Below are 22,092 nucleotides of genomic sequence, written 5' to 3' on the forward strand. Positions count from 1 at the left end.
TTGGTCAAGCCGGGCGCTGCCTGCGTCAGGCCGTCGGCTCCTCACCCCGTGCGAGAGCCGCGAGTATCGTGGCGGCTTTGGCCGCGCCGCCGATGTCGAGCATCGAGCGGTCGGGCGACGGCCCGGCCATCGCACGGTCTATCGCCGCCGCGATCGTCTCAGGCGTCTCGTCCTCGTGGTCGACCGCGATCGCCAGCCCCTTCTGGTTCATCAGCGCCGCCCGGGTGATCTGTTCGGTCTCGATGCCGTCTGACAGCGGCACGACGACCGCCCGGCATCCTGCGGTGTAGATGTCGGCCGTGGTGTTGTAGCCGGCACGCGAGATCGACAGCTTCGCGGCCGCGAGTCTCGCCGGCAGGTCGGGGATGAAGCGCTCGAAGGTGACGTTCTCGCCGGCGAGGGCCTCGAGTTCCGCCCGCTGCGCGGGCGTCGCGGCGAGGCCGGTCAGCACCACCCAGCGCGCGTCCGCGAGCACGGAAAGCCTGCGGGCCTTCAACGCGGCGAGCAGCAGCCTGTGGCCGAAGGCGCCGCCGCCGACCGACAGGACCACGCCGAAAGCCTCGTCGCCCGTGGCTGGAACGGGCGGCTGCGGCGCGACGATGCCGGTGTAGCGCAGCTTGCCGGCAATGTCGTCGCCATGCGGGAATGTCTTCTCGATGCGCACAAAGTTCGGGTCGCCATGCACCAGAACGTGGTCGAAGTACCGGTCGATGATATCGACGACCTCCAGGTCGCGCTCCGGCTTGGCATTCTCCTGAAGGATGTCGCGCACCGACGCCACCACGATCGCCGGGCGTGGCTGGCGCGCCTTCGCAGCCTCCATCAGCGGCAGAAGCTCGAAGCGCATCTGACGGCGGCCGAAGGGAAAGGCCTCGGTCACCACCACGTCGGGATGAGCCTTCTCGAAGATGTCGAGCAGAAGGTCGCGGCGGCGGTCCTTGTAGGCGTCGTCGACGGGGTTGCCGTCGCCGTCCTCCAGCCTGTTGAAGACCTCCAGCCCCGCCCGCACCGGCGGCAGATAGTGGACGCGCGCGTCGGCGACGTCGAGGCCGGGAATCGGCACGCCGCCGAAAACGAGGTCGACTTCGACGCCCTGACCGCGCAGAGCGCGGACGATGCGCAATGCGCGAAAGACATGGCCGACGCCGACCAAATGCTGGACGTAGAACAGGACGCGCGGGGTCACGAGGCTTGCATCTCCCTTGGCTTGTCGCCGACCAGTCCATTGGCTTCGAAAAGCGCGATCAACTGGCCGATCGTGCCGCGGTGGTCGAAATGGGCATGGACCCGCTCCATCGCGGCGGTGCCGATGCGGGCGCGCAGGTCGGGCGACCTGATGGCGTCCGCCATGGCGGCCGCCAGTGCCGCGGGATCGTTCGCAGGCACGAGGATGCCGGTACGGCCGTCGTCGATGAGTTCGGGAATGCCCGAGATCGGCGTCGAGATGCAGGCCAGGCCCTGGCTCTGCGCCTCCACCAGCACGTTCGGCAGGCCGTCCCGGTCGCCGTCGTCGGCGATGCGGCAGGGGAGGACGAAGAGGTCAGACGCCGCGTAGGCTTCGAGAACCTCGCTCTGGGCTCGCGAGCCGTGGATGGCGACGCGTTCGGCAAGCCCCAGCCGCTCGACCTGCGCCTTCAGATCGTCGGCCAGTTCGCCGCCACCGACGTGGGTCCACTGCCAGGACAGATCGTGCGGCAGGAGGGCCAGCGCATCTGCCAGCGTGTCCAGCCCCTTCTTGGCAACCGCCCGCCCGACGGAGAGGATGCGGACGGGATCGGCCGCGTCGGCACCATCGCGCCGCGAAGGGTCGCGCCGGGGCATCGGAAAGCGGGCGAGGTCGATGCCGTGATAGACCAGCGCGACCTTCGCGGCATCGGGCGACAGGTCCTTCAGATGGCGTGCGCCGCCCGCCGTGCAGGTGACGGTCCAGGCGGCCGCCGCGAGCTTTTCGGACAGTTCCCAGTCCGGCGACGTCCAGATGTCCTTGGCGTGGGCGGACGCGCTCCAGGCGATGCCGGTCATCTCGCTGGAGTAGCGCGCGACCGAGGACGGCGTGTGGATGAAATGGCTGTAGATCCAGCGCGCCCCCGCCGGGCACTCGGCCGCCAGAACGAGCGCCTGGCCGAAACGGCGGATGCGGTTGCGGGTGGCGTCGCGCGACAGGTCCTTCAGCCAGTGGCGGACGGCCTTGCCGTAGCCAGGCAGCCGGCGGACCTTCCACCAGGCCTTCAGCACCCGCACCGGTTCGTCGTGCAGATACTCCGGAAGGTAGGTGACCGGAGCCCGGATCTCGTCGTTGATGGGGTGGCGTTTCCTGTCCGTCGGGTGGCGCAGCGAGACGAGGCGCAGGTCATAGCCGGCGCGTTCCAACTCCAGCAGTTCCTGCGCAATGAAGGTCTCCGACAGGCGCGGATATCCCTTCAGCACGACGACGATGACAGGCTTCATGAAGAGGCGGCTTTGCGCAGTTCCGATGCGGCCAGGATCTCTTCGCGGCGGTCGAACAGGATCTCCGTCAAGGCGCAGATGCGGTTGAGACCGTCGAGGTCGGGGCGGCCGACGGCGGCGGAGGGCTTCGGACGCTGCAGCACGGCATTGATGGCAGCCAGGAACCGGCGCGGGTTCTTGGCCATCTCGATGTCGATCACGTCGACCCAGCCGAATTCGGCCGCGCGGTTGGCACGGATCGCCTGCTCGCGGCGCGGCGCGGTGCGCGGAACGAACAGCGCGCGCTTGTCGAAGGAGATCACCTCGCAGAAGGTGTTGTAACCGCACATGCCCACGACGGCGCTGGCATTGGCTACAACGGCCTCGAGGTTGGCGTCGAAATCGATGATGCGGACGTTGGGAACGTTGCTTGCGCGTGCGGCGATCTCGAAACGCTCACGCTCGGTCATGAAAGGACCGAGCACGAAGAGGAACTCCCGGTCCGGCGTCCTGTCCTGGCGGACGGCATTCAGCGCGGCCGCCATGAGGTCGTAGCCGTCCCCGCCGCCGCCGGCCGTCACCAGCACGTAGTCGCGGCCATACTTCTCCGTGACGTCCTCGTCGGCCATGGTGCGCGGCAGGAAGCCGGTGTAGCGGGTCTGCGACAGCGTGGCTTCCGACAGGTCGATGCCGGCCAGCGGGTTGTAGAAGCTTCCCGGCCCGTAGATCCAGATCTCGTCGTAAAGCGCCAGGTGCTCGACGATGTGCTTGCGCTGCCATTCCTCGCGCAGGAGTTCGGGCGCGTCGAGCACGTCGCGCAGGCCCAGCACCGTGATCGCCCCCTTCGCCTTCGCCCATTTCAGGGTCGAGAGCATCTCGCGGGCCAGTCCCAGCGGCTCCTTGTCGACGATGATCATGTCTGGACGGATGCGCTCGGCAGCCTCGCGGATCACCGCCTCGCGAGCGGTCACGGTCTGCTCGAAGGTCAGTTCGCCGCTTCCGGACGTATAGGTTCCGTTGGGGAGCTTGTTGGCCGGCGGTATCTGGATGTAGTCGACGCGGTCCTCGAACGGGAAGGCGTCGACGACCGGTGAACCGGAGACGATCGAGACGCGAACGCCGGGAAAATGAGACACCAGCGCATGGGCGATCGTGCGGCTGCGCCGCAGGTGCCCAAGGCCGAACGTATCGTGGCTGTACATGAGTACAGAAAAATCGAAGACCGGGTCCATGCGCGCCTGGTTACGTTCGGCAAACACCTCGTTGCCTCGGTGTCGGACAAGGACCGTAGAGGCACCGCGTGCGCCCAGGTCCTCACCTCTCCCGAGACGGGACAGCCATTCACGGTTCCCTCGGTCCGTCGCACTCACGATCGGCGGGCCAGCGACCAACAGCAGGCCGAACATTCACGCTCGCAGCGCCGAAATCAAGCCCCAATACGCAAAGTCGCGGAAGCTTCACATTTCACGGTTCGTCGCGCACCGGCGCGGCAGGACGCTGCGCCTCGATGGCGGTCTGCGCTGCGCCCGCGACGGCCTCGCGCACATGCTCGGGCAGCGGCATCTCCGACAGCACCTCCACCTTCACGTTGCGCTGCGCGAAGTGGATGCCGTTCTTCTCGAATGCGTCGCGCAGCTTGTGATAGGCGTCGCGGCGTATGACCCACTGCGCGCCGGGCCGTGCCATGAACTTGACGCCGACCACCATGTTGAACTCCTCCATCCGCCGCACGCCCTGCGATTTCAGGGTCTCGAGGATGTAGTGCCCGTAGGCCGGATCGGCCTGCAACTCGGCGCCCACCTGCTTGACCAGCTTCTTGACCAGCCTGAGGTCGGTCTCGAAAGGCACGCGGAACTCGAGCTTCATGATCACCCAGTCGCGGCTGTAGTTGGTCAGCGACTTCAGTTCGCCGAAGGGGATGGTATGGACGGCACCGCGATGGTGGCGCACCCGCATCGACCGGAGGGACATGGATTCCACCGTGCCGCGCAGGTCGCCGATCTCGACATATTCGCCGACGCGGAAGGCATCGTCGACGAGGAAGAAGATGCCGGAGACGATGTCGCGGACCAGGGATTGCGTGCCGAAGCCGACCGCCACGCCGACGATGCCGGCACCGGCGAGCAGCGGCGCGATGTTGACGCCGATGGACGAGAGCATGGTGAGCCCGCCGATCACCAGGATGGTCACCAGCAGGATGTTGCGCATCAGCGGCAGGAGCGTCGCCATGCGCGCCTCGGGTCCGGGGGCTTCGCCGGGCGGCGGCGCGACATAGCCGGCCAGACGCCGGTCGATCGCGGTCCGCGCCCAGACCCAGATCAGGTCGGCGAGCAGCAGCACCGCCACGACGTTGATCGCGACCTTGGCGATGCGGCCGGCGAGCGTCGGCGTCTCGGCGAGGGCGAAGATGTCGGTGCCCCAGGCCGCCGCCAGCGCAAACAGGGTGGCGACTGCGAGCAGGAACCGAACAAGCCGCCGCACGATCGGCCGGTAGATCGCGTAGCGCCCTGCTGCGGGATCGGCGAATGCGACCGCTGGTGCGATTGCCGGAATGCCGCCGTCGAGGTCGGCGGCGGGGGAGGGCACCGTGACAGCGCCGTCCGGAGCAGGCGTGACGACATCGGCGGCCGCGGCCTTGTCCTGCGCTTCGGCGGCTTCCTCGGCACGGTCGAAGAAGTGGTCGATCATCGCCCGCGCCAGCGTCACGACGGGCGCGAAGAGCCCGGCGATCAGCACCGTCCACATGAGTTCGCGCGCGCCTGCGATCCATAGAAGCAGGGCCACGATCAGGATGAGCGACTGCGCGACCGGAAGCAGCCGGATGGCGACGGGTTCGAGCCTGCCCAGCGAGAAGGTGGGCACCGCGACCTCGCGGACGATCCTGGGCGTCATCGACCAGATCATCGCCAGCACCGCGAGCGCCGTCGCCGCGCCGAGGCCGACCGAGACGGCCAGTGCAGCGCTCTGCGCCTGCGGAGAGCCGGATGACGTGCGGGCCAGTGCTGCCAGCGTATCGGAGATCATGAGGGAGGAGACGAAGATGATGGCAACGAAGACGTTCCATCCATGCACCTTCGCCGCCAGCCGGTCGTCGAGCGGCACCAGCCGCAGTGCCGGCGACAGTGGCGCCAGCAGGTAGCGCGACAGGGTCGCCAGAGCGCGAACGGCGATGACGCCGATGAGCAGGTTGACGACCACCCTTTCCAGGAATCCCGGCCAGGCAAAGGACAGGAAGGCGCCGACGCTGCCGATCGAGAAGACGGCGATGGCCAGCGCCTGCAGGAACAGGCGGGCCGTCGCGGCCGACAGCTGCCGCATCAGGCCTCTGGCGACCGTGTGCTCGATCCGCACCAGCGTGGGGTGGAAATACTGCCAGAACAGCCATTCCAGCCCGCCGCCCACGAAGACGAAGATGATGACGTAGGTCAGGCTGCGCAAGGCGTCGCCGCGGGACAGCTGGGAACGCCACGCATCGGCCAGCACCTCGGGCACCAGGGGAAAGTTCGACCAGGCCGTGGCGAGATCGGCCATGCGCTGCCGCGCCGCAGCCAGTCGGTGCTCGACGGCAGCCCGAAGCGACGCTCCGTCTTCGCCGGCGTCGGCGGGCGAGGCGGCGGCTGCCTCCTTCAACCACTCGACCACCCGCGGATCGCCAAGAATGCGCAGCAGTTCCTGTGCATCGGCGGCCGCGGGAGGCGCGACGGTCGTCTCGGGCGCGGCGGGGGCGGCTGCTGCGCGCTGGGCGAGCTGGAGCGCTCCCTCAGCCGCGGCGGCGGCTGGAAGCAGGAGCAACGCCAGAAGCAATGCCGCGATGCGGGCGCGCATCATGCGACGGTTCCTTCCGACGGCAGGACAGCTTGCGGGATGTGATGCAGGTCACCCGGGCGGACATAGGGCGCCAGGACCCGCTCGACCTCGAGCATTCCCGGTCCCGGCCGCAGCTGGCAGGCGAGCCGTTCTCCGGCAGCTGCGCCGACGCGGGCGAGCGTCTGCGCCTCTTCGCGGTCGGGTGCGGGTAGCGCCGCATCTCCGCCGGTCAGGTGTACGCGGCAGGTTCCGCAGCGGGCGCGTCCGCGGCACAGGTGGGCGATCGCCACGTTCCGCTGCTCGGCGATCTCCAGCACGCTCAGGCCGGCGCGCGCCGATACCGAAGGACCGTCGGCGAAGGCGATGCGGATGGTGTTCCGGTTGCCGGCCAGCCGGACCTGCCGGGCGACCAGTACCGCCGCGAGGACGCCGAGATAGAGGGTGAAGACCGTCCAGTTGACGCGGCTGAAGAAGGCCAGGATTTCGGCGCGGGAGAGCTGCGGCTCCGCGGACGTCTCATCTGCTGGCTCTGCGGGGGTGGTCTCGTCCGCAGAGCCGGCTTCCGCGACGGCCGGCGTCGCTGCGTCGGCTGCAATGGCGGGAGCGGCGTCGAGCGCCTGGATCGCCTGGTTGCCGGCCTCGACGAAGCCGAGCAGCGCCAGCACCGGGATAGCGACCGCGAATGGATGCAGGAAGGCGCCGACCCTGCTCCACCATGGCTGGACGCGCGCCCAGGTGACCACGCCGACGCAGCCGTGGATCCAGAGAAAGGCCAGGAGCAGCACCTGCCGCAGGCCTTCCTCCGGTGCCCAGATCCAGAAATAGGGGATGAGGGTCGCGAAGCTGGGTTCGATCCCGAACCGGGCCGCCAGCGCGGTGCCGACGACATGCGGCGTCAGAAGCGGGATCACGACCAGGCTGGCGACGATCTGCACCCCGTCGGTAGCGGAGACGCGCAGCGTGTTGCGCCGGTAGATCGCGACCAGGCCCAGCGCGAAATGCGCCAGGAAGGCAGCCGTCAGCACGATGCTTCCCAGCGGGTTCGTCCATACGGCCATGAGCCATGGTCGCGCGTCGTCCATGGCCTCGATCGAGCGCAAGCCGAAGGCGACATTGACGAGATGCATCGTCACGAAGGCGAACAGCACCAGCCCCGAAACGATCCTGATTGTCCTGATCATGCGCCCCCGCGCCTCGCTCACCGACCCGATGCGACCTTAGCTGCATTGTCGCGCGGCAGGAACAGCGCCTGTTGCGAAAGTACGTCCTCGCGGCGGCGGGGTGGTACAGACTTCACGGGCGCGATGTTCTTGCCAAGCGGGAAGGCAGGGTCTAATCGGACGCGATGATCCGGCCCGTGCGCTTGCGCGGATGCCGTCGCCACGGTTGCCGCCCCGCTTCGTCCTCCCGGAGACGGAGCCTCCCGAAACGAGAGACAGGCCATTGCTGAACGACACCAAGACCGGGCGCGGCGGCCCGTTCCCGCAGTCCGGATTGTCCTTCCCGCATGACGCTCCGCCCCCCACGGGCGAACTGGTCGAGATCGCGCCGGGCATCCTGTGGACGCGGATCCCGCTGCCGTTCCGGCTCGACCACGTCAACATCTTCCTGATCGAGGACGGCGACGGCTGGGCGGTAGTCGACACGGGCATCTCGAACCAGCCGACCCGCGATGTCTGGGACGCGCTGGTCGCCGGGCCGCTCGCCGGGCGGCGGCTCACCCGGCTGATCGTCACCCACTACCATCCGGACCACATCGGGCTGGCGGGCTGGATGTGCGAGCGCTTCGAACTTCCGCTGCTCACCAGCCAGACGGCCTATCTCGGCTGCATCAACATCTCGCTCAGCCCCGGCGCGATGGAGGCCAAGCCCTATCGCGACTTCTACCTGCGCCACGGCATGAGCGAGGAAACCGCCGCGATCGTCTCCACCCAGGGCCATGGCTATCTGCGCATGGTCACGCCGCTGCCGCTCAGCTTCGGCCGGCTGGTGGCGGGCGACACGCTCGTCATCGGCGGGCGACGCTTCGACGTGCTGTCCGGCGACGGCCATGCGCCCGAGCAGATCATGCTCTACGCCTCCGACGACAACCTCTTCCTCGCCGCCGACCAGGTGCTGGCCAAGATCACGCCCAACATCAGCGTCTGGGCGGTCGATCCGGAGGGTGATCCGCTGGGCCTCTACATCCGCTCGCTCAACGCCATCCGCGACCGCATTCCCGCCGATGCTCTGGTGCTGCCAGGTCATCAGCTGCCGTTCTACGGGCTTCACACGCGCTGCGGGGAACTGATCGACCACCACGAGGAGCGCTGCGATCGTATCGTCGAGGCCTGCGCACAGGGACCGCGCTCGGTAGCCGAACTTCTGCCCGCCATCTTCCCCCGCCCGCTCGACCCGCACCAGCTCTCCTTCGCCTTCTCCGAAGTCCACGCCCACGTGAACTTCATGCTGCGGCGCGGGCAACTGGCCTGGGAGGATGCGAAGGCGCCGATGCTGCGGGCTGTGCTGGGGTGAACCGGCCAGGGTCGCGACACGTCTGGCTGCGACCCGGCACGATCGATCCAGAAGGGATCAGCCGCCCAGCCGCTCGGTGATCTGGCGGAACAGTTCGAGGTTTTCCGCATCGCGGCCGACAGGCTCGGCAGTATGGCTGGCCTTGACGATCACCATCTCGTTGGTCGGATCGATATAGATGAACTGGTGATGCAGACCGATCGCGGAATAGGCGTCTGATCCGGCGAAAGTCCACCATTGGTACTGATAACCCAGCGGCTCGCCCTCGGCCGTCGGTTCGTAGCCTTCGTCGGGGATCGTCGCTTCCGCGACCCATTCTGCCGACAGCACCTGCCTGCCGTTGGCCATGCCGCCATTGAGGAACATCAGGCCGAAGCGGGCGTGATCGCGCGCCGTGGCGTTCAGACCGGCGCCGAAGAACTCGCGCCCGACCGAGTCCGGTCCATCCATGATCCAGTAGGCGTCGCTCTCCATCCCGGCGGGCTTCCAGAGCTTCTCCGACATGTATGCGGAGCCGGTCTTGCCGACGGCGGCTTCGAGGATGCAGCCGAGCACGCTGGTGTCGAGCGTGGCATAGTTGAAGACTGCGCCGGGCGTGTTGGGGCCCGACTTCGATTCGTTGGCGGCATAGTCGCACCAGCGATAGCGGTAGGCGACGAGCGAATTATCGTGGACCTGCGTCAGCTGCGTGTCGCTGCCGAACTGGTAGACCTCGAGCCATTCGACGCCGGAGCGCATACGGAGAAGATCTCGGATGGTCGGCCCGTCATAGCCCGTGCCCTTCATCTGCGGCAGGTAGTCGGTCACCTTGTCGTCGAGCGACTTGATGGCGCCGTCGGCGAGAGCCAGTCCGATGAGCGTGGACACGTAGGATTTGGCAACGGAGAAGGTAAGGAAGCGTGTCTGGGCGTCGCTTCCATTGCGATAACTCTCGTGGACGATCTTGCCGTCCTTGACCACGACGAGAGCGTTCGTCGACGTCGCCTCGAGCGCCTCCTCGAACGAAAGCGTCTTGCCAGCGATCATGAACTCGCCATCGAAGGACGCGGGCTCGGTCGGGAGTTCCCACACGTCATCTCCAGCTTCGACCGTCCGGCTGGCGAAGAGCTTGTCCATGTGCTGGAACGTCAGATAGTTCAGGTTCGCGTCGAACATATGGGCGCGGGCGGTGATCATCGTCGGCGTTAGCCAGCGCGCGTCTGCGTCGCTTGCGCCGGCTGCGCCGGTGCTAGCGAGGGTCATGACGGCGACGAGCCCGCTGGCGGCCTTGGTCGAAAAGCTTCGTGACATGTTGGAACCTCCCTGTCTCCTGATGGCCGGACGATGGCGAGAAGCAGGGCGGACTGCCGCGGACTTCTGCCCATCGATCATGTGACCAATGGTAACATTGCAGAGGCATGCCGAAAGGTCAACGGTCTACATGTGCCGAAGCGTCCGTTGACGTTCGCCGCTTCCGGGTGGACATATGCCGGGCGTCGTCGTTGGCCGATCGGGCAGTAGACGAGCACGATGGCAAACGAACGAACCATAGGTGAACCTGCTGAAGAAGAGCTACCATCACCGGGATCTGCGCAACGCGCTTCAGGACGCGGCGTTCGCCCTGATCGCGGAGCGCAACGGGGTAGCGTTCTCGTTGCGCGAACTCGGCGGCGCCGTGGGTGTCTCGCATGCTTCGGTGTACCGGCACTTCGCCGACAAGGCAGCGCTCCTGGAGGCGCTCACAGTCCGTGGGTTCGATCTTCTCCATGCCTATCAGCAGGAGGAGATCAGTCTGGCCGGTGACGATGCCGTCGACAGGCTCCACGCGCTCAGCGACGCCTATATACGCTTTGCCCGCGAAAATCCCGGCGCCTTCTGGCTGATGTTCGGCTCCCGCGAGGAGAGCGCCTCGTCAGCCAAGGAACGCGAGCGCATCAACGAGGAGGCGCTACGAACCCTGATCGAGGTGATCGTTCGGTGCCAGGACGAAGGGGTGATCGTCCCCGGCGATCCTCGCCGGATCGCGGGCTACCTGATCATGGCGCCGCATGGCTACGCCTGCTATTCGGTGCGGGATCTCGCGATGATCGGCCTCGACGAAACGCTGATGTCGGCACGCACGGTATCGGAGATATCGTTGATCCCGGTCCTCAGACACCCGCCTTCGTCCGAAGCCGTGGCGGCGCGCTTTTTCGGCGCAACACCGAACCGCCACGACCTCGAAGAAGGTTGATCCTCGGGCGCATCACCCCTCCGCAAAGAGGTGACACCTCACCCCCGCATCCCCCCTCGCCAGCACCGGCGGGACCACCGTTTTGCAGTGCGGCATCACGAAGGGACAGCGGGGGTGGAAGTGGCAGCCGGGGGGCGGGTTGACGGGGTTGGGGATCTCGCCGGCGATCGCCAGCCGTTCCTTGCCCGCCATCTCGATGTCGGGCACCGCGTCGAGCAGCATGCGGGTGTAGGGGTGCTTCGGGTCGGCGAAGAGTTCGCGGGCCGGCGCCTCCTCCACAAGCCGCCCGAGATATAGCACGCCGACGCGGGTGGCCACGTGGCGCACCACGGCGAGGTTGTGGCTGATGAAGAGGTAGGTCAGCCCGAGCCGCTCCTGCAACTCGCGCAGCAGGTTCAGCACCTGCGCCTGGACCGAGACATCGAGCGCCGAGGTCGGCTCGTCACAGACGATGAAATGCGGTTCGGAGGCCAGAGCGCGGGCGATGGCGATGCGCTGGCGTTGGCCGCCGGAGAACTCGTGCGGGAACTTGCTGCCGTCGCGCGGGTCGAGCCCGACCAGCGACAGAAGTTCGCCGACGCGGGCGGCGCGGTCCTTCGCGTCCGGGATCATGGCGAAAGCCTTGATCGGCTCCTCGACGATGGAACCGACGCGCCAGCGCGGGTTGAGGCTGGCGAAGGGATCCTGGAAGATCATCTGGATGCGGCGGCGCATGCGGCGCTGCACGTCGGCCGACTTCTCGCCCCAGACGTCGATGCCCTCGATGGTGATGGAGCCGGCCGAGGGCGGCAGAAGGCCCACGGCCATCTTGGCAATCGTCGACTTTCCGGAGCCGGATTCGCCGACCAGCGCATAGGTTTCGCCGCGCCTGATGGAGAAGTCGACGCTGTCGACCGCCGTCAGCGTCACGCGGCCGCCGCCCTCGATCAGGCGGTTGAGCAGCGGCTTCGACAGGTCGAAGACGCGTCGCAGCCCCTTGACCTCGACCAGCGGGGCGTCGGTGGCGGGGCCTGGTGAGACCAATGAGGTTTCGGCGGGGTTCATTGCGGGACCTCCGCCGGTGCCCGCGTGACGCCGAGACCGACCTCCGATGCGCGGCCGGCGATCTCTGGCGGCGGCGGGTTTTTCGCGTCGTGCAGAAAGCAGGCGGCCTGGGTGGCGCCGGCCGGATAGGCGTCGGGCCGCTCCGCGCGGCAGCGGTCGAAGGCGAAGTCGCAGCGCGGGTTGAAGGCGCAGCCAGGCGGGATCGCACCCAGCCTGGGCATCGATCCGGGGATCTGCGCAAGCTTCTCGTCGGGATCGCCGGCCAGCGAGGGGATCGCCGCCATGAGGCCGCGCGTGTAGGGGTGCTGCGGATGCTTGACCACGTCGCGCACCGGTCCGATCTCGGCCAGACGCCCGGCATAGAGCACGCAGACGCGGTCGGCCGTCTCGGCGATCACGCCCATGTCGTGGGTGATCAGCATGACGGAGGCGCCGCGGTCGGCGCAGATGCGCTTGAGCAGGGCGATGATCTGCGCCTGGACGGAGACGTCGAGCGCCGTTGTCGGCTCATCGGCGATGACGAGCTGCGGGTCGGCGGCGAGCGCCAGCGCGATCACCACCCGCTGCCGCATGCCGCCGGAGAACTGGTGCGGATAGGCCGACAGCCGCTCGGCCGCGGCCGGGATGCCTACCTCCTCCAGCAGGCGCTGCGCCTTGTCGCGCGCGGCGCGGCCAGACAGCTGCTCATGCGTCAGGATCGTCTCGGTCAGCTGCTCGCCGATGCGGTAGAGCGGGTTGAGGCTGGTCAGCGGATCCTGGAAGATCATGCCGATGCGCTTGCCGCGCACGTGGCGCATGCGCTCGGGCGGCAGGTGGTCGATCCGCTCGCCGGCCAGTCTGATCTCGCCGCCCGCCACCCGGCCCGGCGGTTCCAGCAGGCCGATGATGGCCGAGCCGGTGATGGACTTGCCGGCGCCGGATTCGCCCACCATGCCGAGCACCTCGCCGGGCGCGATGTCGAAGGACAGGTCGTCGATGGCCCTCAGCACGCCGCGGCGCGTCGGAATTTCGACCCTGAGGTTTCTGACGGAAAGGGTGGGGGTCATCTGAGCTTCGGATTCAGGGCGTCGCGCAGCCAGTCGCCGAGCAGGTTGACCGAGAGCGCGAGGATGGCCAGCGTGATGCCGGGAAAGATCGTGATCCACCATTCGCCGGAGAACAGGAAGTCGTTGCCGATGCGGATCAGCGTGCCGAGCGACGGCTGCGTCGGCGGGACGCCGACGCCGAGGAAGGAGAGGGTGGCCTCGGTGATGATGGCGAGCGCGAGGTTGATCGTGGCGATCACCAGCACCGGACCGAGCACGTTGGGCAGAACGTGCTTGACCATGATGGTCCAGGGCCTGAGCCCGATCAGTCGCGCCGCGAGCACATATTCCTTGTTCTTCTCGACCAGCACCGAGCCGCGCACCGTACGTGCATATTGCACCCAGAACGACAGGCCGATCGACAGAACGAGCACGCCGAAGACGATGTCCTGGTAGGAGTTGGGTCCGGCGACGCCGCGCGCCACGCCGTCGATCAGGAGTGCGATCAGGATCGCCGGAAAGGTCAGTTGCACGTCGGCGATACGCATGATCACCGAATCGACGACGCCGCCGAGATAGCCGGCGAGCAGGCCGAGCGTCACGCCCACCACCATCGCGAAAAGCACGCTGGCGAAGCCAACCGCGAGCGAGATGCGCATGCCGTAGAGGATGGTCGACAGGATGTCGCGGCCCTGGTCGTCGGTGCCGAGCAGGAAACGCGGGTCGCCTTCGCCGGTCCAGGCCGGAGGGAAGAAGGAGTCCATGATCGACAGCGTCGCCGGGTCGAACGGATCGTGCGGCGCGATCAGCGGCGCAAACAGCGCCGACAAAAGCAGCAGAAGCGTCACGACCGCCGAGATGACGGTAATCGGCGAGCGGGTGAAGGAGAACCAGATGTCGTTGTCGCGCAGCCGGGCGACCAGGCCAGGTGCGCGTGCGGCCGTTTCGACTGGCGCGGCTTCGGTCGCGTCGCTCATCCGCGTGCGCCTCCGAGCCTGATGCGGGGATCGACCGCGACGTAGAGCAGGTCGACGATGAAGTTGATCGTGACGAACAGGAAGGCGATCAGCAGCAGGTAGGCGGCCATGATCGGAATGTCGACGCTCTGCACGGCCTGCAGGAACATCAGGCCCATGCCGGGCCACTGGAACACCGTCTCGGTGATGATGGCGAAGGCGATGATGGAGCCCACCTGCAGGCCGGTGATGGTGATGACCGGCACGAGGGTGTTCTTCAGCGCGTGGCCGAAATTGATCGCGCGGCGCGACAGGCCACGGGCACGGGCGAACTTGATGTAGTCGGTGCGCAGCACCTCCAGCATCTCGCCGCGCACGAGCCGCATGATCAGCGTCATCTGGAACAGGCCGAGCGTGATCGACGGCAGGATCAGCGACTGCAGGCCCGACGTGGTCAGCAGCCCGGTGGTCCAGCCGAAGCCGATGTCGACGACGGCGCCGCGCCCGAAGGAAGGCAGCCAGCCGAGATTCACCGAGACGAGGAAGATGAGCAGGATGCCGATCAGGAAGGTGGGCAGCGAGACACCGATCAGCGAGATGGCCAGGAAAGCGCGCGACGCCCAGGAGCGCGGGTACAGCCCGGTGAAGACGCCCATCGGCACGCCGACGGCAAGCGCGAAGAAGGCGGAGACGAGCGAAAGCTCCAGCGTCGCCGGCAGGCGCGAGGCGATCAGCGCCGCCACGGGCTGCTTGAACTGGTAGGAGATGCCGAAATCCAGCTGGGCGGCCCGCAGGATGAAGCGACCGAACTGCAACAGCACAGGGTCGTTGAGCCCCAGCGCCTCGCGCAGTGCCGCGCGATCCTCCGGCGAGGTGTCGACCCCGACGAGCTGGTTCACCGGGTCGCCGACGAAGCGAAACATGATGAAGGAGATGAGCGCCACGACGAGCATGACGCCGATGGCCTGGACGAGTCGCCGGATGGCGAAAGCGAGCATGCGGTCAAGCCTCTCTGAGCGTTGCGGCCCGCGCTGGTGCGCGGGCCGTTGTCGCGGCGGAGGCCGTCAGTTCACCTTGGCCCAGTAGAACAGGACCTGGTTGTCGGGGCGCTGGACGATCTCGACGTTCTTGCGCTTGCCCCAGGCCAGCGACTGCTGGTGCAGCGGGATGTGCGAGGTCTCCTGCGTCATGATCGTGTAGGCTTCCGTGATCATGGCGTCACGCTTGGCCGTGTCGGTCTCGACCACGATCTTGGCGGCGAGCGCGTCCATGTCCTTGTTGCAGTAGCCGCCCAGGTTGAAGGGGCCGCCCTTGCCGGTCTCGTCGCGGCAGCCCGCGAGATTGACCAGGACATTCCAGGAGTCGAACGAGCCGGGCGTCCAGCCGAGCAGGTAGAAGTCGGTGTCGTAGCCGCCCGGCGCCAGCACCTTGGCGAAGTACTGCGCCTTGGGCTGGGCGTTGAGGTTCACCTTCACGCCGATCCTGGCCAGCATCGAGACGGTGGCCTGGCAGATCGCCTCGTCGTTGACGTAGCGGTCGTTCGGGCAATCCATGCCGACGGTGAAGCCGTCCGGATAGCCCGCATCGGCGAGCAGCTTCTTGGCCGCTTCGGGATCATAGGGCCAGCGCGTGAAGTTCTTGGAGCCGGAGAACTGCTCGTTGGCGATGAGCAGCGGTACCGGCGTCGACAGGCCGCGCATGACGCGTTCCTTGATCGCCTCGATGTCGATCGCCTGGTACAGCGCCTTGCGGACGTTCGGGTCCTTGAACGGGTTCTTGCCCTTGACGTCGGAGGAGGCGAGCTCGTCGTCCATCTGGTTGAAGCCGAGATGAATGACGCGCAGTTCCGGACCCGTCATCGCTTCGGTGTTCGGGTCGGCGTTGACGCGCGGGATGTCCTGCACCGGCACCGGGTCGATCAGGTCGACGTCGCCGGCGAGCAGGGCCGCCACGCGCGTGCCGTCGGCGGCGATCGGGGTGAACACGACTTCGGTCAGGTTGTGCTCCGGCGTGCCCCACCAGCCGGCATTCGGCTTGAAGACCGTCTTCACGCCGGGCTCGTGGCTCTCGATCGTGAAGGGGCCGGTGCCGTTGGTCTTGAAGGCCGCCGGACCCGGGTTGGTGTCCTTGGCGGAGATCGGCTTGGTCGCGCCTTCGGCCTCGGCCCATTCCTTGTCCATCATGTACCAGGTGTCCCATTCGTAGTGGAGAATGGGATTGGGCGAGGTAAGCTTAACCTCGACCGTGTGGTCGTCGATGGCCGTCCAGACGGAATCGGCGGGGATGCGCGTCTTGAGGTCGGAGGAGGCGTCGCGGACGCGCTCGGCGGAAAAGACCACGTCGGCCGCCGTGAAGTCGTTGCCGTTGGAGAACTTGACGCCCTTGCGGAGATTGAAGCGCCAGGTCAGCGGATCGACCAGTTCCCAGCTCTCGGCGAGGCCAGGGATGATCTGGAGGTCCTTGTCCCGCTTGGTGAGACCTTCGTAGACGTTGCCGAACATGCCGAGCGAGAAGGTCTCGTTGAGCGTGTAGGGGTCGAGCGCGTTCAGTGTGCCCTGGAAGGCGAAGCGCAGCGTCTCGGCCTGCGCCGCAGTGCCGAGCAGAAGGCTCGCCGTTGCGGCGAGCAGGGCCTTGCGGCCGGACATGGCAAGGCAGTTCGTACGGAATCGTGCGATCATCAACAATCTCCCATTTGTGGCACCGACCGTCGTTTCGCGCGGCCCGTCGTACCCGGATACGCACTATCCGGGAAAGGCGAGGCCAACGCAACCCGTGTCGACAGGCCCGGTTGCGTTTCCCTCCAGGGGCTGCCGGCAGCCATGCGGGAGCTTCAGAGGTGCAGCGCGTGGCCGAGGGCGCGCATGGCGGCTTCCTGCACCGCCTCGCCCATGGTCGGATGGGCGTGAATCGTGGCAGCGACATCCTCCAGGCGCGCGCCCATCTCGATGGCATGCGCGAAGTAGGCCGCCATCTCCGACACCTGCACGCCGGTCGCCTGGATGCCGAGGATGACGTTATCGTCGGCGCGGGCGACGATGCGGACGAAGCCGTCGTCGCGCTCCAGCGTCATGGCGCGGCCGTTGGCCTGAAAGGGGAACATGCCAACCCGCGTATCGATACCGGCCTTTTGCGCGTCGGTCGGCGACAGCCCAGCCGAGACGATCTCGGGATCGGTGAAGCAGACGGCAGGAATGGCCCGCCTGTCCCAGGCCCTGCGGTGCCCGGCGGCGATCTCGGCCACCATCTCGCCCTGCGCCATGGCCCGGTGCGCCAGCATGGGCTCGCCAGTGACGTCGCCGATGGCATGGACGCCGCGCATCGAGGTGCGGCAGTGCTCGTCGACGGCGATGGCGTGGCCGTCCATGGTGAGATCGAGTTCCTCCAGGCCCCAGCCGCGCGTCGCGGGCCTGCGGCCGACGGTCACCAGCACCTTGTCGGCGGCCACCGTTCGGCTCGCGCCTTCGGCGTCGACGAAAGCGAGGGTTCCGGTGTTTTCGGCGTAGCGGTCGGCCCTGGCACCGGTCAGGACCTCGATGCCGAGCTTTTCCAGCCGCCGTGCGACGGGGCGCGTCAGATCCGCGTCCCAGAGCGGCAGAATGCGATCGGCCGCCTCGAGGATCGTCACCTTCGCGCCGAGCTTGGCGAAGGTGGTGCCGAGTTCGAGGCCGATATAGCCGGCGCCGACGACCGCCAGCCGCTCGGGCACCGCCGTGAGCGAAAGCGCTTCGGTGGACGAAAGGACGTTGCCGCCGAAGGGCAGACCGGGCAACGCTACCGCTTCGGAGCCGGTGGCGATGACCACGGTCCCGGCCAGGATGCGCTGCGGCCCGGTCGGGGTCTCCACCACCACCGACTTGCCGTCGCGAAAACGCGCCCAGCCCTCGACCTGCTTGACGCCGGCCTTCTTGAGCAGGCCGGAGACGCCGCCGGTGAGGCGGCGGACGATGCCGTCCTTCCATTCGACTGTGCGGGCGAGGTCGATGGCGGGAGAGGCGGCGGTGATGCCGAGCGACGAGGTGCCGGCCGCGAAATGCCCGAGCCTGGCAAATTCCTCGGCCGCGTGGATCATGGCCTTGGAGGGGATGCAGCCGACATTGAGACACGTGCCGCCGGGCTTCGCCGCCTCGACGATCACGGTATCGAGCCCGAGCTGGCCGGCGCGGATGGCGCAGACATAGCCGCCGGGCCCGGCGCCGATGACGAGGAGCTGGCAGGTGATGTCGATCATGGGGCGGCTCCGAATGGCGATACCTGCGCCCTACGGCGCCCCCCTCTGTCCTGCCGGACATCTCCCCCACGAGGGGGGAGATCGGCAGCCCGAGCGATGGCGCTCTTCCTGCAACGCTGGCGATTGGCGACAACTTCCATGCTGCCCGATCTCCCCCCTCGTGGGGGAGATGTCCGGCAGGACAGAGGGGGGCGCGACGGAACGCGACGTCTCGCGGCCAAGATCATCCGCCTCACCCCTCGATGAAGATCGAGGCCGGCGTCTCGAGCAGCGCCTTGACGCGCTGCACGAAGACCGCGGCATCCCAGCCGTCGATGACCCTGTGGTCGAAGCTCGAGGACAGGTTCATCATCTTCTTCGGCACGAACTGCGTCCCGTCCCACATCGGCCGGACCTGCATCTTGTTGACGCCGACGATCGCCACCTCCGGATGGTTGATCACCGGCGTGGTGGCGATGCCGCCGAGCGCGCCGAGCGAGGTGATGGTGATGGTCGAGCCGGTCAGTTCCTCGCGCGTCGCCGTGCCGTTGCGGGCGGCTTCGGCCAGGCGCACGATTTCGGCCGCCGCTCCCCATAGGTCGAGTGCTTCCGCATGACGCACAACCGGTACGACTAGGCCGTTCTTTGTCTGCGCGGCGATGCCGCAATGAATGCCGCCGAACTGGCGCACGACGCCTGCCTCGTCGTCGTAGTGGGCGTTGATGTTGGGCTGTTCCTTCAGCGCCTTCACCATGGCCAGCATCAGGAATGGCAGCAGCGTCAGCTTCGGCCGGTCGTCGCGGCGGCTGGCGTTCAGGCTCGCGCGCAATTGTTCCAGCGCATCCATCTCGATCTCGTCGACATAGGTGATGTGGGCAATGCGCGATTTCGACAGCGCCATCTTCTGCGCGATCCTGCGGCGCAGGCCCACCACCTTGAACTCGGTAACGCGGTGGTCGGGCGCCTTGCCCGCCGGAGCGATCGGGCGCGCGCCCTGCTCGGCGAAGGCGTCGAGGTCCTCATGCGTGATGCGCCCGGCAGGGCCGGTGCCCGGCACAAAACGCAGGTCGATGCCGCGCTCGCGCGCCTTCAGCCGCACGGAGGGCGCGGCGAGCGGCTTTTCGCCTTCCTTGCGGGCATGTGCCGGCAGCGTGCGGCGCGGGGGCTCCGGCTTTTCGACCGGCTGGGTCGGGCCGCCCGCCTCGTCGTCATCCTCGGACGTGGCTGGGGCCGGCTTCTGCGCCGCGGTTGCGGGGTTTATGGCAGCCCGAGCCTCGGACGGTGCCTGCGCGGTTGGTTCCTTCGCCGGCGGCTCGGCATCCGTGCCGTCCCTGACGTTTCCGTCGCCCGCCACGTCGAGGCGGATCAGCGGCGCGCCGACGGCGATCTGCTCGCCGATCTCGCCGCCCAGCCAGGCGACCGTGCCGTCGGTCGGGGAGGGGATCTCGACCGTGGCCTTGTCGGTCATCACGGCGGCCAGCACCATGTCTTCCTTGACCGGGTCGCCCACCTTGACGTGCCACTCGACGAGCTCGGCCTCGGCGACGCCCTCGCCGACGTCCGGCATCTTGATCACGAACACGCCCATGTCAGCTCTCCATGACCTCGACGAGCGCCGCAGCAAGGCGCGCCGGACCGGGGAAGTAGGTCCATTCCTGGGCGTGCGGATAGGGCGTGTCCCAGCCGGCGATACGGCGGATCGGCGCCTCCAGATGGTAGAAGCAGTGCTCCTGCACCAGGGCGGCCAGTTCCGCGCCGAAGCCCGAGGTCAGGGTCGCTTCGTGCACGATCACGCAACGCCCGGTCTTCTTCACGGAAGCGACGATCGTGTCGAGATCGAGCGGGTGCAGGGTCCGCAGGTCGATCACCTCGGCGTCGATGCCGCTCTCCTGCGCGGCCGCCTCTGCAACGTAGACCATGGTGCCGTAGGCCAGCACGGTCACCGCCGAGCCTTCCCGTCGCACCACCGCCTTGCCGAGCGGGACGGTGTAGTGGCCGGCGGGCACCTCGCCCAGCGGGTGCTTCGACCAGGGCGTGACCGGACGGTCGTGATGGCCGTCGAACGGGCCGTTGTAGAGGCGCTTCGGCTCCAGGAAGACCACCGGATTGTCGTCCTCGATGGCGGCGATCAGCAGACCCTTTGCGTCGTATGGGTTCGACGGGACGACGACCTTAAGGCCGGAGACGTGGGTGAACAGCGCCTCGGGCGACTGGCTGTGCGTCTGGCCGCCGAAGATGCCGCCGCCTGTCGGCATGCGGATGGTGATCGGGCAGGTGAAGTCGCCGGCCGAGCGGTGGCGGATGCGCGCGGCCTCCGAAACGATCTGGTCGTATGCCGGATAGACGTAGTCGGCGAATTGGATTTCGACGCAGGGGCGCAGGCCGTAGGTGGCCATTCCGATCGCCGTGCCGACGATGCCGGCCTCGTTGATGGGGCTGTCGAAGCAGCGATCCTTGCCGAAGCCCTCCTGAAGCCCCTGCGTGCAGCGGAAGACGCCGCCGAAATAGCCGACGTCCTCGCCGAACACCACCACCTTGCCGTCGCGTTCCATCGCGACCACGTGCGCGTCGCGGATCGCCTCGATCATCGTCATGCGCGGCATCTCAGAACCCCGCTTCCTGACGCTGGCGCCTGAGATTCGGCGGCATCACGTCATAGACGTCCTCGAAGATGTCACGCGGCGAGGCCTTCGGGCCTGAGTGCAGCGTGCCGTTCGCCTCGGCCTGCTTCTGGGCGGCCAGAACCTCGGCGTCTATCTCGGCCTCGGCCTGCGCGTGGCGCTCGGGCGACCAGGCGCCGATCGCGACGAGATGGTTCTTCAGCCGCTCGACGGGGTCTCCCAGCGGCCAGGCGTCGCTTTCCTCCTTGGGGCGGTAGGCGGAGGGATCGTCGGAGGTCGAATGCGCAGCGGCGCGGTAGGTGACGTATTCGATCAGCACCGGGCCGAGATTGCTGCGCGCCCGCTCGATCGCCCATTTCGCCACGGCGTGGACGGCGAGGTAGTCGTTGCCGTCGACGCGCAGCGAAGGGATGCCGAAGCCGTGGCCGCGCGCGGCAAACGTGCCCGAGCCGCCGCGGGCGATGCCCTGGAAGGTCGAGATCGCCCACTGGTTGTTGACGATGTTGAGCACCACCGGCGCCTTGTAGGTGGAGGCGAAGACGAGGCCGGCGTGAAAGTCGCTTTCCGCCGTCGAGCCGTCGCCGATCCAGGCCGCCGCGATCCTCGTGTCGCGGCTGATCGCCGAGGCCATGGCCCAGCCTACGGCCTGCACGAACTGGGTCGCGAGATTGCCCGAGATCGTGAAGAAGCCGTGCGCCTTCGACGAATACATCACCGGCAACTGGCGTCCCTTGATGGGGTCCTTCGTGTTGGAGAAGATCTGGTTCATCATGTCGACCATCGGATAGCCACCGGCGATGAGCAGGCCCTGCTGGCGGTAGGTCGGGAAGTTCATGTCGCCGTCGCTCATCGCCTTGCGGAAGGCGCAGGCGATCGCCTCTTCGCCGAGGCACTGCATGTAGAACGAGGTCTTGCCCTGGCGCTGCGCCATCAGCATGCGCTTGTCGAAGGCGCGCACCCGCATCATGTCGCGCAGGCCGGAGAGCGTCTCCTCGGGGGTCAGCGTGCCGGCCCAGGGACCGACCGCCTCGCCCTTGCGGTTCATCACGCGGATGATGGACCATGCCATGTCGCGGATCGCTTCGGGCGCGACGTCGACGGGCGGCCGGTCGACACTGCCGGCCTTGGGGATGCTGACCCTGGAAAAGTCCGGCTTGCCGCCCGGCCTGACCTCCGGTTCGGGAACGTTGAGGCGAAGCGGAACGGTGTCTGCCATGGCGTGTCTCTTCCCTGGGCGCCCTGCGCCGCGCGATGCCGCTGCGGCAGGCGGGCGTCATTG

General features: G+C 67.6%; 17 protein-coding genes. 2 read left to right on the top strand and 15 right to left on the bottom strand.

Annotated features, from left to right (window positions below):
- Positions 1-25: 25 nt before the first annotated feature.
- The 5 genes from N1F91_RS12550 to N1F91_RS12570 all read right to left on the bottom strand — a co-directional run bounded on the left by N1F91_RS12550 (position 26) and on the right by N1F91_RS12570 (position 7,415).
- Complete coding sequence (locus tag N1F91_RS12550; RefSeq protein WP_289992551.1) at positions 26-1,186, bottom strand: glycosyltransferase; 1,161 nt, start codon at positions 1,184-1,186, stop codon at positions 26-28.
- Positions 1,183-2,448: a glycosyltransferase family 4 protein gene (locus N1F91_RS12555; RefSeq protein ID WP_289992553.1), complete on the bottom strand. Its 1,266-nt coding sequence runs from the start codon at positions 2,446-2,448 to the stop codon at positions 1,183-1,185. The genes N1F91_RS12550 and N1F91_RS12555 overlap by 4 nt, the downstream gene beginning before the upstream one ends.
- The gene (locus tag N1F91_RS12560) at positions 2,445-3,686 is read right to left on the bottom strand and encodes a glycosyltransferase (protein ID WP_289992556.1); all 1,242 of its coding nucleotides are present in this window, start codon (positions 3,684-3,686) and stop codon (positions 2,445-2,447) included. Before N1F91_RS12560 ends, N1F91_RS12555 begins: the two co-directional genes overlap by 4 nt.
- Positions 3,687-3,891: 205 nt before the next feature.
- Positions 3,892-6,255, bottom strand: a complete 2,364-nt coding sequence (locus N1F91_RS12565; protein WP_289992558.1) for a mechanosensitive ion channel family protein — start codon at positions 6,253-6,255, stop codon at positions 3,892-3,894.
- Entirely contained in the window at positions 6,252-7,415 is a 1,164-nt protein-coding gene (locus N1F91_RS12570) for a 2Fe-2S iron-sulfur cluster-binding protein (protein ID WP_289992560.1), read from the bottom strand. The genes N1F91_RS12565 and N1F91_RS12570 overlap by 4 nt, the downstream gene beginning before the upstream one ends.
- A 262-nt stretch (positions 7,416-7,677) precedes the next feature.
- Between N1F91_RS12570 and N1F91_RS12575 the strand changes: the two genes are divergently transcribed.
- The gene (locus N1F91_RS12575; protein ID WP_289992561.1) at positions 7,678-8,748 is read left to right on the top strand and encodes an MBL fold metallo-hydrolase; all 1,071 of its coding nucleotides are present in this window, start codon (positions 7,678-7,680) and stop codon (positions 8,746-8,748) included.
- 57 nt (positions 8,749-8,805) lie between these two features.
- On the opposite strand, the gene N1F91_RS12580 is transcribed toward N1F91_RS12575, so the two are convergent.
- The gene (locus N1F91_RS12580; RefSeq protein ID WP_289992562.1) at positions 8,806-10,038 is read right to left on the bottom strand and encodes a serine hydrolase; all 1,233 of its coding nucleotides are present in this window, start codon (positions 10,036-10,038) and stop codon (positions 8,806-8,808) included.
- A gap of 241 nt (positions 10,039-10,279) precedes the next feature.
- Here N1F91_RS12580 and N1F91_RS12585 point away from each other — a divergent pair, with 241 nt between their 5' ends.
- Positions 10,280-10,960, top strand: coding sequence for a TetR/AcrR family transcriptional regulator (locus tag N1F91_RS12585; RefSeq protein WP_289992563.1), 681 nt, complete (start codon positions 10,280-10,282; stop codon positions 10,958-10,960).
- Between the two features lie 12 nt (positions 10,961-10,972).
- Here N1F91_RS12585 and N1F91_RS12590 read toward each other — a convergent pair whose 3' ends face one another.
- The 9 genes from N1F91_RS12590 to N1F91_RS12630 form a co-directional block, all read right to left on the bottom strand.
- On the bottom strand, positions 10,973-12,004 hold the full coding sequence (locus N1F91_RS12590; RefSeq protein ID WP_289992564.1) for an ABC transporter ATP-binding protein: 1,032 nt from the start codon (positions 12,002-12,004) through the stop codon (positions 10,973-10,975).
- Positions 12,001-13,050 carry an ABC transporter ATP-binding protein gene (locus N1F91_RS12595; RefSeq protein WP_289992566.1) on the bottom strand — a complete coding sequence of 350 codons (1,050 nt, stop codon included), beginning with the start codon at positions 13,048-13,050 and terminating at the stop codon, positions 12,001-12,003. The genes N1F91_RS12590 and N1F91_RS12595 overlap by 4 nt, the downstream gene beginning before the upstream one ends.
- The gene (locus N1F91_RS12600) at positions 13,047-14,006 is read right to left on the bottom strand and encodes an ABC transporter permease (protein WP_289992568.1); all 960 of its coding nucleotides are present in this window, start codon (positions 14,004-14,006) and stop codon (positions 13,047-13,049) included. The genes N1F91_RS12595 and N1F91_RS12600 overlap by 4 nt, the downstream gene beginning before the upstream one ends.
- A complete protein-coding gene (locus N1F91_RS12605; protein ID WP_289992570.1) occupies positions 14,003-14,983 on the bottom strand; it encodes an ABC transporter permease in 981 nt (326 codons plus the stop codon). The genes N1F91_RS12600 and N1F91_RS12605 overlap by 4 nt, the downstream gene beginning before the upstream one ends.
- Before the next feature lie 66 nt (positions 14,984-15,049).
- Complete coding sequence (locus N1F91_RS12610; protein ID WP_289992633.1) at positions 15,050-16,630, bottom strand: ABC transporter substrate-binding protein; 1,581 nt, start codon at positions 16,628-16,630, stop codon at positions 15,050-15,052.
- 185 nt (positions 16,631-16,815) lie between these two features.
- Entirely contained in the window at positions 16,816-18,213 is a 1,398-nt protein-coding gene (lpdA, locus tag N1F91_RS12615; protein WP_289992573.1) for a dihydrolipoyl dehydrogenase, read from the bottom strand.
- 232 nt (positions 18,214-18,445) lie between these two features.
- A complete protein-coding gene (locus tag N1F91_RS12620) occupies positions 18,446-19,780 on the bottom strand; it encodes a dihydrolipoamide acetyltransferase family protein (protein ID WP_289992574.1) in 1,335 nt (444 codons plus the stop codon).
- 1 nt (position 19,781) lies between these two features.
- Positions 19,782-20,795 (bottom strand): alpha-ketoacid dehydrogenase subunit beta, encoded by a 1,014-nt coding sequence (locus tag N1F91_RS12625; protein WP_289992576.1) that lies wholly within the window; start codon positions 20,793-20,795, stop codon positions 19,782-19,784.
- A gap of 1 nt (position 20,796) precedes the next feature.
- On the bottom strand, positions 20,797-22,029 hold the full coding sequence (locus tag N1F91_RS12630; RefSeq protein ID WP_289992577.1) for a 3-methyl-2-oxobutanoate dehydrogenase (2-methylpropanoyl-transferring) subunit alpha: 1,233 nt from the start codon (positions 22,027-22,029) through the stop codon (positions 20,797-20,799).
- Positions 22,030-22,092 lie beyond the last annotated feature (63 nt).

Origin of the sequence: Aquibium sp. ELW1220, assembly GCF_030398385.1 — a bacterium.
In the GTDB taxonomy this organism is placed as follows: Bacteria; Pseudomonadota; Alphaproteobacteria; order Rhizobiales; family Rhizobiaceae; genus Aquibium.